The 12,480-nt window shown below is 58.7% G+C and carries 12 protein-coding genes; 8 read left to right on the top strand and 4 right to left on the bottom strand.

Annotated features, from left to right (window positions below; translation table 11 throughout):
- Window positions 1–1,134, top strand: a complete 1,134-nt coding sequence (locus tag I6L34_RS07735; protein WP_058059708.1) for a glycerate kinase — start codon at window positions 1–3, stop codon at window positions 1,132–1,134.
- A 122-nt stretch (window positions 1,135–1,256) separates the two neighbouring features.
- Here I6L34_RS07735 and I6L34_RS07730 read toward each other — a convergent pair whose 3' ends face one another.
- A complete protein-coding gene (locus I6L34_RS07730) occupies window positions 1,257–1,736 on the bottom strand; it encodes a MarR family winged helix-turn-helix transcriptional regulator (protein WP_058059707.1) in 480 nt (159 codons plus the stop codon).
- 163 nt (window positions 1,737–1,899) lie between these two features.
- On the opposite strand from I6L34_RS07730, the gene I6L34_RS07725 reads away from it, so the two are divergent.
- A complete protein-coding gene (locus I6L34_RS07725; protein ID WP_005335836.1) occupies window positions 1,900–2,427 on the top strand; it encodes a hypothetical protein in 528 nt (175 codons plus the stop codon).
- A 9-nt stretch (window positions 2,428–2,436) separates the two neighbouring features.
- Complete coding sequence (locus tag I6L34_RS07720; protein WP_005335834.1) at window positions 2,437–4,035, top strand: BCCT family transporter; 1,599 nt, start codon at window positions 2,437–2,439, stop codon at window positions 4,033–4,035.
- 119 nt (window positions 4,036–4,154) lie between these two features.
- Here the strand turns inward: I6L34_RS07720 and I6L34_RS07715 are convergent, their stop codons facing one another.
- Complete coding sequence (locus I6L34_RS07715; RefSeq protein ID WP_058056468.1) at window positions 4,155–5,393, bottom strand: multifunctional CCA addition/repair protein; 1,239 nt, start codon at window positions 5,391–5,393, stop codon at window positions 4,155–4,157.
- 237 nt (window positions 5,394–5,630) lie between these two features.
- Here I6L34_RS07715 and mutY point away from each other — a divergent pair, with 237 nt between their 5' ends.
- From mutY to mltC, 3 genes are all read left to right on the top strand, one after another.
- Window positions 5,631–6,683, top strand: a complete 1,053-nt coding sequence (gene mutY / locus I6L34_RS07710; protein ID WP_058059705.1) for an A/G-specific adenine glycosylase — start codon at window positions 5,631–5,633, stop codon at window positions 6,681–6,683.
- An 8-nt stretch (window positions 6,684–6,691) separates the two neighbouring features.
- Entirely contained in the window at window positions 6,692–6,964 is a 273-nt protein-coding gene (locus I6L34_RS07705; RefSeq protein ID WP_058056466.1) for an oxidative damage protection protein, read from the top strand.
- A 117-nt stretch (window positions 6,965–7,081) separates the two neighbouring features.
- A complete protein-coding gene (gene mltC / locus I6L34_RS07700; protein WP_005354839.1) occupies window positions 7,082–8,185 on the top strand; it encodes a membrane-bound lytic murein transglycosylase MltC in 1,104 nt (367 codons plus the stop codon).
- An 85-nt stretch (window positions 8,186–8,270) separates the two neighbouring features.
- On the opposite strand, the gene I6L34_RS07695 is transcribed toward mltC, so the two are convergent.
- Window positions 8,271–8,657, bottom strand: a complete 387-nt coding sequence (locus I6L34_RS07695) for a YgiW/YdeI family stress tolerance OB fold protein (RefSeq protein WP_005335826.1) — start codon at window positions 8,655–8,657, stop codon at window positions 8,271–8,273.
- Window positions 8,658–8,908: 251 nt separating this feature from the next.
- Here I6L34_RS07695 and I6L34_RS07690 point away from each other — a divergent pair, with 251 nt between their 5' ends.
- Both I6L34_RS07690 and ompA read left to right on the top strand, forming a co-directional pair.
- The gene (locus I6L34_RS07690) at window positions 8,909–9,946 is read left to right on the top strand and encodes an SGNH/GDSL hydrolase family protein (protein WP_047434505.1); all 1,038 of its coding nucleotides are present in this window, start codon (window positions 8,909–8,911) and stop codon (window positions 9,944–9,946) included.
- A gap of 265 nt (window positions 9,947–10,211) precedes the next feature.
- Window positions 10,212–11,249 carry a porin OmpA gene (gene ompA, locus I6L34_RS07685; RefSeq protein WP_005363030.1) on the top strand — a complete coding sequence of 346 codons (1,038 nt, stop codon included), beginning with the start codon at window positions 10,212–10,214 and terminating at the stop codon, window positions 11,247–11,249.
- Between the two features lie 131 nt (window positions 11,250–11,380).
- Here ompA and I6L34_RS07680 read toward each other — a convergent pair whose 3' ends face one another.
- Window positions 11,381–12,403: a GGDEF domain-containing protein gene (locus I6L34_RS07680; RefSeq protein WP_019445736.1), complete on the bottom strand. Its 1,023-nt coding sequence runs from the start codon at window positions 12,401–12,403 to the stop codon at window positions 11,381–11,383.
- Window positions 12,404–12,480: the final 77 nt, after the last annotated feature.

Raw genomic sequence — 12,480 nt, 5'->3', positions numbered from 1 at the left:
ATGAAAATTGTTATTGCCCCCGATTCATTCAAGGAGAGTCTGAGCGCCATGGCGGTGGCTGATGCCATCGAGGCCGGTTTCAAGCAGGTGCTGCCGAACGCCACCTACGTCAAATTGCCGATGGCCGATGGCGGTGAAGGTACGGTCCAATCGCTGGTCGATGCCACCGGTGGCCGCATCCTGCCTGTCGAAGTGACCGCGCCCCTTGGCAACAAGGTACAGGGCTTCGTCGGTCTGCTGGGTGATGGCGAGCGTGCCGTCATCGAGATGGCCGCCGCTTCCGGCATCCATCTGGTCGCTCCCGAGCAGCGCAATCCGCTGCTCACCTCCAGCTTCGGGACCGGTGAGCTGATCCTGGCTGCGCTGGAGATGGGGGTGAAGCACCTTATCCTCGGTATCGGCGGCAGCGCCACCAATGACGGCGGAGCCGGTATGATCCAGGCGCTCGGCGGCAAGCTGCTCAAAGCCGATGGCTCAGCCATCGAGCTGGGTGGCGCAGGTCTCAGTGAGCTCGTAACCATCGACCTGAGCGGTCTGGATCCGCGTCTGGGCGAGCTGGTAATCGAGGTGGCGTGTGATGTGAACAACCCGCTGTGCGGCCCGAAAGGCGCCTCTGCGGTGTTTGGCCCGCAAAAGGGTGCGACCTCGGAGATGGTGGCACAGCTCGATGCCAACCTCTCCCGTTATGCCGACTGCATTGAGCAGGCCCTTGGCAAGCAGGTGAAGGATATTCCGGGGGCGGGTGCCGCCGGTGGCATGGGTGCCGCGCTGGTCGGTCTGCTCGGTGCCGAGCTCAAGCCCGGAATCCAGATCGTCATCGAAGCGCTGAAACTGGCCGAGGAAGTGGCCGATGCGGATCTGGTCATCACCGGCGAAGGGCGCATCGACAGCCAGACCATCCATGGCAAGACGCCAATCGGTGTCGCACGTTGCGCCAAGCAGTTCGGCAAGCCGGTGATCGGCATCTCCGGTTGCCTGACCGACGATTGCGGTGTGGTACATGATCACGGTCTGGACGCGGTATTCGCCGTGGTCAACCGCGCCATGTCTCTGCCGGAGGCGCTGGAGAGCGCCAGCACCAACATTCAGCTGACTGCGCGCAACGTAGCGGCGCTCTATCGGTTGCCCCGCTGATATTTGAGTCGATGCCTGTTATCCGGGCATCGACCATCCCTTGCCCTATGCAGGTCTTTCTCAACTCATGAGAAATCCGGTTGCCCTTAGCACTTTTCGCCGACCCAACGAGGTCGGCTTTTTTATGCCTGCTCTTCGGTGAGGGGTCTGACGCTCAGCACCGGGGCCGCGTCGATTTCGTCTGCATTCATCATGGATGAGATGCGTTGCAGGGAGGAGAGCAGCAGGGTCTGTTCCCACGCTTCCAGCGCCTGAAAACGCTGGATGAAGCGCTCTTGCAGCGGGGTCGGGGCCTGAGCCAGCAGGGCGCGGCCTGCGTCAGTCAGTGTCGCGTGAACCTTGCGCTTGTCGGTATTGCTGCGAACGCGCTGCACCAGTTGGCGGCTCTCCAATCGGTCCATGATGGTGGTGGCGGTGGCCTGGCTCATGTTGGTGTGCTCGGCCAGCTGGCGCATGGAGATCTGTCCCAGTTCGTCGATCCCTTTGAGCAGTAAGAGTTGCGGGGAGGTGAGCCCGGCTTCTTTGATCAAGCGCCTGGAGTGCATGTCGATGGCACGAATAATCTGGCGCAGGGCGACCAGCACTTCATCATGTTTTTCCATGGGGTGTGCGTCATTGGAAGGCTATGGAGAGGCGCAAAATTTTCCGCCTAATTCGTCACAAGGTCAATATGGTTTTTGTTGTAATAATTTCTGCTCTAATTAATTTTGTGTTAGGTTGACGGGCATTTCACGGAATTCACCCTGACATTTGAGGAGCGAAATGATGAATGACGAGCTGGATATCAAGTCTCTGGTGGCCGAGTTACGTGTGGTCAGAGTGCGCTATGAACTGCCGGATACCTCGGCTTTTGTGCGCTATCAGCCTGCCTATGATGAAGACCCGAACAACCTCAAGGTACACCACTATGATGGTGAGTTACCCCTCTCTTGCAGTGAGACAGGTACTTTCAACCTAAAGGAGTTGGTGAATGAATTGCGCTACGCCTATGTGCTGGTGCACCTCTTTCCTGACGAAAGTGCCATGAACTTCTATCTGACTGGCCTCGATACCGGCCTGGCCCAGTTGGAGTTCATCGGTGGCTCTTACGACTTCAACCGCCTCTGGATCACCAGCGGTATCTCCAATCTGGGCGTCCCCATGGCGATCTTCCTTGGCAAGCGTCACGCCGTGAATGGCCAGCCCTCGGTTTCGCTGGTGGATCACCGCGAACAGGCGGCTGGCAAACTGGTCTATCGCGCCATCGGCGGTGCCGGTGATCATGTGGGCGAAGACTTTTTCAACAACGACTAAGGAGGCTGGATGCGAGCAAGCAAAGGGCTATTGAAAGGCCTCAACCCCACCATGGCCATGACGGCCCTCACCGTGATCACCCTGTTTTTGCTGTTTGGCGTATTTGTTCCCGATACCGCGGCCGCCTGGTTTGTCGGTGCCAAGGATCAGATTATTGCCGGGTTCAAGTGGTACTACATTCTGGTGGTCGCCCTGTTCCTGTTCTTCGCTGTCTACTTGATGTTCAGCCGTTTTGGCAGCATCCGGCTGGGTGACGACGACCAGGTACCGGAGTTCGGCTACTTCGCCTGGTTCTCCATGCTGTTTAGCGCGGGCATGGGGATCGGGCTGGTGTTCTGGAGCATCGCCGAGCCGATGAACCACCTGCAGGGCAACCCTTTTATTACCGAAGGGATGACCCCGGAGGCGGCCCAGATCGCCATGCGCCTCACCTTTTTCCACTGGGGCCTCCATCCATGGGCAATCTATGTGATCGTTGGCCTGTCACTTGCCTTTTTCAGCTACCGGCGCAAGTTGCCGCTGGCGATCCGCTCTGTGCTTTACCCCATCCTTGGCGAGCGGATCTACGGTTTTTGGGGCCATGCGGCCGATGTGCTGGCCGTGTTCGGCACCGTGTTCGGGGTGGCGACCTCCCTTGGACTGGGGGTCTCCCAGATGAATACCGGCCTCAACCAGATGTTTGGTATGGCGGTGTCGCAGTCCAACCAGCTCTGGCTGATTGGCGGCATCAGCCTGATCGCCACCCTCTCGGCGGTCTCCGGGGTCGGGCGTGGGGTGAAGATCCTCTCCGAGCTCAATATCTGGCTGAGCGTCTTCGTTCTCGCACTCTTTCTGGTGCTGGGGCCGACCACCTATATCCTCAACGCCTATGTACAGAACATCGGTGATTACCTGCAGAACATCGTCAAACTGAGCTTCTGGACCAACACCGAGGCCAACGGCACCTCGGCCTGGCAGTCGAGCTGGACGGCGTTTTACTGGGGCTGGTGGATTGCCTGGGCGCCGTTTGTCGGCATGTTTATCGCCCGCATTTCCAAGGGGCGTACTATCCGCGAGTTTGTGCTTGGTGTGTTGCTGGTGCCCTCGCTGCTCGGCATGTTCTGGCTCACCGTATTTGGCGGTACGGCGATGAATCTGGAGCTGTTTGGCGGTGGCGGCGTGGTCGCTGCGGTCAATCAGGATGTGACGCTGGCGCTCTACAAGACGGTCGAGCTGCTGCATTGGGATACCTTCGGCTGGATCGCCAAGGCCGTGTTGACCCTGCTCATCTGCACCTACTTCATCACCTCCAGTGACTCGGGCACGCTGGTCATCACCACCCTGCTCTCCATCGGTGATCAGGAGCCGCCGGTACTGCACCGCGCCGTATGGGGTCTGGGGCAGGGGCTGGTTGCCGCTATCCTGCTGGTCTCTGGCGGCCTGGCGGCCTTGCAGGCGGCCAGCATCATAGCCGCGCTGCCGTTCTCGGTGATCATGCTGGCGATGTGCTATTCGCTGATGCTGGGGCTCAAGCAGGAGAGCCAGCGCCAGTTCGAATATCGCCAGAATCTCAAGCGCCACGATGGCTCATCCCATATGAGCCTGATGGAGCGAATTGGTCCGGCATAACAGCACCAGCAGGGGTTAGCGCCCCCCTCACATATCAATCTGGATGCAAAACGGCCGCCCTGGCGATGCTCTCCTTGCGGAGCTCATCATCAGGGCGGCCGTCTGTTATGGGGCCGAGGTTACTCTTCGATAAAGGTCCACTCATCCTTGATGCGGCTGATGGCATCGGTCCGCTTTTTGGCCAGCTGCTCCTTGATCTCTTCCCCTTTGAAACCGGCCGCCACTATCTCTTTCACCGGCACCGCCTGGGCGGCAGCCAGCGCTTCGGCCACATAGTCCGGCTCGGCGTAGACCCGCTCCTCGAAACCGGTACGGCCATGGAAGTCGGCGCGACAGGCATCCAGCAACTGGGCAAAGCGCTCGGGGCGGCGCCAGGCATCTGCCTTGTCGAACACCTTGAGCAGGGTGGCGGGCTTGAGCTCAAAGGCGATATGGATGTGGGTGTGCAGATCGCTCACCAGCAGCGCCAGATCCCGGCACTCGTTGGGAACCCGGAACCGCTCGCACAGGGCGCGAATAAGCGGCAGCCCCTTCTGGCCATGACCGTGATGGCTTGGCCAGAACTCCTTGGGGGTTACTCCCTTGCCAAGGTCGTGGCAGAGGGCGGCAAAGCGCACGGTCAGCTCGGGGGAGATCCGGCACGCCTGCTCCAGCACCATCAGGGTGTGGATGCCGGTGTCGATCTCCGGGTGCCACTTGGCCGGGGCGGGGACGCCAAACAGGGCATCGATTTCGGGGAAGAGCGCCTTGAGGGCGCCGCACTGGCGCAGCACCTCGATAAAGATCTGCGGGGTCGGCCCCAGCAGCACTTTTTCCAGCTCCTTCCAGACCCGCTCCGGCGTGAGGTGGGCCAGCTCGCCAGCGGCCGTCATCTCGCTCATCAGGGCGAGAGTTTCCGGCGCTATGGTAAAGCCCTGAGCGTGGAAGCGGGCGGCGAAGCGGGCGACCCGCAGGATACGCAGCGGATCTTCGGCAAAGGCAGGGGAAACGTGGCGCAGCAGCCGTTTTTCCAAATCCTCGATGCCGCCGTAGGGATCGTGGAGCTGGCCCTGATCATCCTCGGCGATGGCGTTGATGGTGAGATCCCGGCGCAGCAGATCCTGCCCCAGGGTCACATCGGGGGCGGCGTGGCAGACAAAGCCGGTGTAGCCCTGACCCTGTTTGCGTTCGGTACGGGCGAGGGCATACTCCTGCTGGGTTTTGGGGTGAAGAAATACCGGAAAGTCGCGACCGACCTGGGTAAAACCCAACGCCAGCATCTGCTCCACGGTGGCGCCGACCACCAGATGATCCCTGTCGCCCTGCGGCAATCCCAGCAGGCGATCCCGCACTGCGCCCCCAACCAGATAAGTCTGCAAACCGTCTCTCCCGTCATCAATCGTGGGGCCGAGTATATCGTCTTTGTTACCGCTTTGCTGCCTGGCCACCACCTGCCCGCAGCGTCAGTCAGCGCGGCTTTGACTTGGGCGTGACGAGGCCTTACGCTGCCGCACCAGATAGCTGGCGCTGTGTTGCGGGATGACTTTATGCCCGCTCAGGCCAGATGAGCCGAAGGAACCGCAGAGTTCCCCTTATATCAACGACATGAGAACAACGTGAATCAATCAACCTTCGCAAGCCGGGTTCTGGATTGGTACGAGCTTCATGGCCGCAAAACCCTGCCCTGGCAGCAGGAGAAGACCCCTTACCGGGTCTGGGTCTCGGAGATCATGCTGCAGCAGACTCAGGTCGCCACAGTCATCCCCTATTACCAGCGTTTTATGGCGCGCTTCCCCGATGTAGTGGCGCTGGCCGATGCCCCTGTCGACGAGGTGCTGCACCACTGGACCGGGCTTGGCTACTACGCCCGGGCCCGCAACCTGCACAAGGCGGCCCAGCAGATCCGCGATCACCACCATGGTCTCTTTCCCGAGCGCTTTGACGAGGTGATGGCGCTGCCGGGCATTGGTCGATCAACCGCCGGGGCCGTGCTGTCGCTCTCTCTGGGTCAGCCCCACGCCATCCTTGATGGCAACGTGAAGCGGGTGCTCACCCGCTGGCTGGCGCTGCCGGGTTGGCCCGGCCAAAAACAGGTGGAGAACGAGCTGTGGGAGATCGCCATCCGGCTCACTCCCAAACTGGGCGTGGCGCAATACAATCAGGCGATGATGGATATTGGGGCGACGATCTGCACCCGCAGCAAGCCTGCCTGTGATCGCTGTCCGGTGCGGGCCGATTGCCAGGGGCTGTCGCAAGGCAAGCCTACCGCTTATCCCAATAGCAAGCCGAAGAAGAGCATTCCGGCCCGCGACGGCATCATGCTGCTGATCCGTCACGGCGATGAGCTGCTGCTGGAGAAGCGGCCGCCACAGGGGATCTGGGGCGGGCTCTACTGCTTCCCGCAGGTGGCCTCGCTGGCGGAGGTGGATGGTCTGCTGGCATCCCTCGGTCTGAGCCATCACGGTTATCGTGAACTGGCCGGTTTTCGCCATACCTTCAGCCACTTCCATCTCGATATTCAGCCGCTGCTGATTGACATTGATGAGGCGCAGCCGCTGCGGCTCATGGAAGCAGATAACCGACTCTGGTATAACTTACGCCATCCTGCCGAGGTGGGGCTGGCGGCCGCCACGGCCCGTCTGCTCGCCTATCCAGAGTTACAACCATAGAGGTCAACATGAGCCGTACTGTATTTTGCCAACGCCTGAAAAAAGAGGGCCCGGGTCTGGATTTCCAACTCTATCCCGGCGAGCTCGGCAAGCGGATTTTTGACAACATCAGCAAGGAAGCCTGGGCCGAGTGGCAGAAGAAACAGGTGATGCTGATCAACGAGAAAAAGCTCAACATGATGAATCTTGAGCATCGCCAACTGCTGGAAAAAGAGATGGTCAGCTACCTGTTTGATGCAGGTGAAGTGCAGATCGAAGGTTACACCCCGCCTGCCAAGTAAGCTCTCCGGCTGTTGTACGTGTGAACAGGTGCGGGAATGGCGCCACACTGGCGTGACCGCTCCTGAAGTCGCAGCAAATGAATGATGGGCAGCTCTGCTGCCCGGTTTGAGGATCCTATGGGCCGAATTTTTTGGCTGCTGTGCACCCTGCTGTTTCTCTCTGCCTGCTCATCTTCCCCCAAGCCCAGCGGGAGTGAGGATGACGATCTGGTCAACGGCAAGGACATCCGCGGTTTTGAACACATGATCAGCGCGCTCTCCCATAACGTGAACGAGATATGGGGGCGGGAGGCGCTGTTTGCGGGCAAGTTTGACTACGTCAAATACACGGATCAGTACAAGAGCCGGGCCCACATCGACTTCTCCAGCGGTCACATCATGGTGGAGACGGTCTCGGGCATAGATCCCCGTGCTCACCTGCGTCGCGCCATTATCGAGACCCTGCTGACGCCGGACGATCCGGCCGAAGTGGATCTTTACTCCGACCGGGAAATTCTGACCGGCGGCGAGCCTTTCCTCTACGGTCAGGTGCTGGACAATCAGCGCCAGCCAATCCGCGCCTCCTGGCGCGCCGAGCGTTATGCCGATTACCTGCTCAACACGGCGATGAAGAAGCGCACTCTGGGGATTCGCACCATCTTCTTCGTCGATATTCCCATGGTGGCTAACCATGAAGATCGACGGGGCTACAAGTATGCGGGGATCATCCGGGAGGCGTCGCGCAAATACGGCGTGCCGGAGAGCCTGATCTATGCGGTGATCAAGACCGAGAGCAGCTTCAACCCCTATGCGGTGAGCCATGCCAACGCTTATGGCCTGATGCAGGTGATCCCGGCTACCGCCGGTCGTGACGTCTATGTTCGGGTCAAGGGCAAGAACGGCCAGCCGACCCGGGAGGAGCTGTTCAACCCGGCCTACAACATCGATGTTGGTACCGCCTATCTGCACCTGTTGCAGACCGTCTATCTGGCGGATATTCAGGATCCGCGCTCCCGTCGCTATGCGGTGATCTCCGCCTATAACGGTGGTGCGGGCGGGGTACTCAATACCTTCTCCAGCGATCGCAAGGCGGCGCCGGGCCGGATCAACCGGCTCTCCCCAGAGGCGGTCTATCAGGTGTTGACCGAGCAACATCCCAAAGAGGAGGCGCGCCGTTACCTCTACAAGGTCAATCAGGCCGAGAAGGGGTTCAAGAGAGCCTTTGCCAGTCGGGCCGGTTAAGCGGTGATGCTGGGTTAACCATGCAAAAGGGCGCTTGATATCAAGCGCCCTTTTAACGTCTGGCCAGTTCGTCGTTGAAGTGGCCTTATTTGGCGATAAAGCCGCCCTTGGTTTGCGGGGCCGCGCCCACTTTCTCCAGGGTTTTCACTTCCACTTCGGTCTTGTTCCAGCTGTGGTCCACTTCACCACGGATGCGGATCTGATCATCCGGGCCCACTTCGGTGCCACGCCACACATCCTGATCCACTTCGACCTCCACTTCACCGCTGGCATCGCGGAACAGATAGTTCTCGCCGCCCAGGTGCTTGACCAGTTTCCCTTCCAGGGTGGCCCAGCTGTCATCGGCCAGATCTTTCAGTTGAGCAACGGAAACCTTGTTCTGCTCTTGCGGGCCGGTATAGGCCGCCATGGCAAAAGAGGAGACAGACATCAGGGTCAACAGTCCGATTACGCTTGCGCTTGCCTTGTTCATTTCATACTCCTGTCGTTGGTATGGGGGCATTGTGCCGAGGGGGGCGTGAAACAAGCGTGAAAGAGAAACCCACTGTGATTGGCTGTTTTGTGAGCGCAAGCGATTTCATCGTGCGCGAAGCCTGAGAAACTTTATTGCCGACGTTAAGCTGTCGCCTTGTCAAGAGTCAGCTTTTACAGCCTCTTCCCACGCTGTATTGGCTTGAGGACAAGTCCGCAGGTCTCACCTGCTTAATCGAAGAGCATAACAATATGAAAAAATGGCTTGTTTGTTTATTGGGGTTAATGGCATTGACCGCGCAAGCGGCAGAGGGACGCCAACCTTTTTCACGGGTCGTGATGTTTGGTGACAGCCTCTCCGACACCGGCAAGATGTACAAAAAGATGCGGGGGTATCTCCCCTCCAGCCCACCCTACTTCAACGGACGCTTCAGCAACGGCCCGGTGTGGCTGGAGCAGTTGGGTGACGAGCGTTTTCCCGGTCTGGTCGTGGCCAACGAGGCGGAAGGCGGTGCAACCGCGGTGGCCTATAACCATCTGGGGGCCCTGAATGGCTGGCTCGGTTTCTGGTCCTGGGATCCCAAATATCAGGTGATCAACAACCTCGATTACGAGATCGATCAGTTCCTGAAAAAGGACAAGTTCCGTCCCGATGATCTGGTGGTGATCTGGGTCGGTGCCAACGACTATCTGGCCTATGGCTGGAACACCGAGCGGGATGCGGATCGGGTGATCGATACCATCCGGCTGGCATCCAACCGGTTGGTGCTCAACGGCGCGCAGCAGATCCTGCTGTTCAACATCCCGGATCTGGGGCAGACCCCGTCAGCCCGCAGCATGAAGGTGGTGGAGAAGGTGCGCCATGTGGCCAGTTACCACAACCAGAAGTTGCAGAACCTCACTCGCGAGCTGGCTCCCCTTGGCATCGTGAAGCTGTTCGAAGTGGACAAGCAGTTTGACGAGATGATGCGCGATCCTCAGCTGTTCGGGCTGAGTGACACAGAACACGCCTGCTACGGTGGTGGCTATACATGGAAGCCGTTCTCCGGCAGCGCCGCCGAGGTGGCTGCGACCCCGGCTTTAAGTGTCTCCGAAAGAGTGGCTATTGCCGGTAACCCGATCCTGGCGCAGGCGGTGGTGAGCGGGCAGGCAAAAGGGCGAGCGGCGACTCTTAACTGCGATGAGCATATGTTCTGGGATCAGGTGCATCCGACCAAGACGGTGCACAAGGTACTGAGCCAGCGTGTTGCTGACTTTATCGATCAGCACTACGAGTTTGTTCGTCACTGATATCGCTTCGGGCCAGCATGTTGCTGGCCTTTTTCTCCTATCCGCCCTCATTTGTGCGTCTTTTTGCGTCACATTCAGTTCAAATAACAAACGTTTGTTGCTGTTTTTGTAACGTGGTTGCGTTAGAGTGTTTTTTGTTAATTGATATCAGTGACTTGAAAATAGGCTAACGTTGATATGCTGCGATCGCTTTTGGGTGGTTGCACCTATAAGACGAGGTGATATCAATCAACCTCCTCCTACATAAAGTTGCAGAGGCTCAAACATGAAAAAATCATTGATTACCTTGCTGGTTACCGGCTTGCTGGCGGCCAATGCCCAGGCTGCCGGTCAAGACAACACCTGGTATGGCGGTGCCAAACTGGGTTGGTCCAACTTCTACGGCATTGATGAAAGCAATGCCCTGACCCTTGGCAATGAGACCAACGATGCCTTGGGTGCAGGCGTGTTTGGCGGTTATCAGATCAACCAGAATCTGGGACTGGAGCTGGGTTACGACTATCTGGGCAATTACAAATACGATGCCACTACGGCGGCAGGCGCTTTCAGTGATGAAGTAAAAGCACAGCTGGCTCAACTGACCCTGAAACTGGGTTTCCCGGTTACCGATAATCTTGATCTGTATGGTCGTGTCGGTGGCGGTTATGGCTGGGCTGATACCAAGAGCGATGTCTACAAAGATGACAGCCGCTTTGTCATGGTCGGTGCACTGGGTGCCGAGTATGCGTTCAATCTCGACTGGGCCGCTCGCCTGGAGTACCAGTACACCACCCCGTATGGCAGCCGCGATGATACCGGTCTGAGAATGGATAACGGCCTGCTCTCACTGGCAGCGGTTTATCGCTTTGGTCAGGTTGCCCCTGTGGCGCCCGCCCCGGCTCCGGAACCTGCTCCTGCACCTGTGATGGTTGAGAAGCAGTTCACCCTGAGCTCCGATGTGCTGTTTGACTTCAACAAGGCGACCCTCAAGCCAGAGGCCAGTCAGGCACTGGATAGCCTCTATAGCCAGATTGAAGAAGCACGACCCAAAGATGGCGTGGCAACCGTAATTGGTCACACCGACCGTATTGGTTCCGATGCCTACAACCAGAAGCTCTCCGAACAGCGTGCCCAGACCGTTGCCAACTATCTGGTTGGTAAAGGGATCCCGGCCGCCAAGATCAATGTGGAAGGGCGTGGTAAATCCTCACCCGTTACCGGCGACAGCTGCGTCAGCAAGTCCAAGCGTGAGCTGATCGTCTGTCTGGCTCCGGATCGTCGTGTTGATGTGAAAGTCGAAGGTGTCAGCGAGGTGCAGGAGTAATCCTTCACACTGAGCAGAGTTCCACTGGGGCTGGAATGAACAGCCCCTGTCGGAGCAAGAGAGACCAAAAAGCCAGTCAGTTGATCTGACTGGCTTTTTACATTGGCATTGCGGTCGGGCAGGGGACTAAATCAGGAAGGGAGCGGCATCACCCGGTTGCGCCCCAGCTCCTTGGCCTTGTAGAGCAGCTTGTCGGTACGTTCGACCAGACAGTCTGCGCTCTCCTGACCGTTGAACTCACCCACGCCAAACGAGGCTGTGATGTGGTCGATGCGGCGGCCCGATTTGCGATCCAGAATCGACATCCGCTCGATGGCGCGGCGCATGCTCTCCGCCATCTGTCTGGCCAGCGCCAGCGAGCGATGGGGGACCAGCATGGCGAACTCCTCCCCACCCAGCCGATAGGCGGTGACCCCCTCCTTGCAGGCATCGCGCAGCCGTTTACTGAAGGCGCGCAGTACCTGATCGCCGAGCAGGTGCCCATATTCGTCGTTGAAGTTCTTGAAGCGATCGATATCGGCGAGGATCAGCGAGAAGGGGTGCTGGCTGCGGATCAACCCCTCCAGCTCCAGATCGAAGGCGCGGCGGTTGAGCAGGTTGGTGAGGGCATCCTCGTTGGCCAGTTTGCGTGTCTCGTTGAGCGCCGCCCGCAGCTCCTTGATCTCTTTCTCCGCATTGCTGAGCTGGTTGCGAAAGTGCATGGTGGACATGCGCACATCCCGCGATTCGCGCACCAGCTCCCGCAGGATCCCCATGGTGTCTTCCAGGCTGAAGCCCTCGTCATCAATGCGGCTGAGCTTGTCAAAACTCTTGTCGAGCATCTCCTGAAACATGCCGGTATCGGAGATGGCGTCCTGCATGGAGTGGCCGAGCTCGTTGGCCATGGCGGCGAGGCTCAGTTTCATCGCCTCCATCTGCTTCTCGTCCTGAGCGGCCAGATACTGGTGATAGAGCCGCTCGCAGGTGGTGAGCGAGCAGGTTCCCTGCATTTTGACTGCCTGATCAATCGCTTGGTTGAGCTCGGGCATGCTGGCCGAGACATAGTTGTACCATAGGTGGTAATTGTCCGGCGTCGTGGGGATCTGGTACTTGATCATCAAAGGGACCGCCTGTTTGAGATAGGCGGCGGATTGGGCAAATGTGTCCTTACTCATGAGTTCTGTGTCTCATCATGCCAGCGAACTGAAGATAGTATGACAGAGAGATTGGCCAAAAGGCAGCCGATGGATGC

It is taken from the genome of Aeromonas sp. FDAARGOS 1404, assembly GCF_019047085.1.
GTDB classification, from domain to species: Bacteria; Pseudomonadota; Gammaproteobacteria; order Enterobacterales; family Aeromonadaceae; genus Aeromonas; species Aeromonas veronii.
The sequence above is the reverse complement of the archived record's forward strand: the minus strand, read 5'-3'. Positions and strand labels throughout refer to the sequence as shown.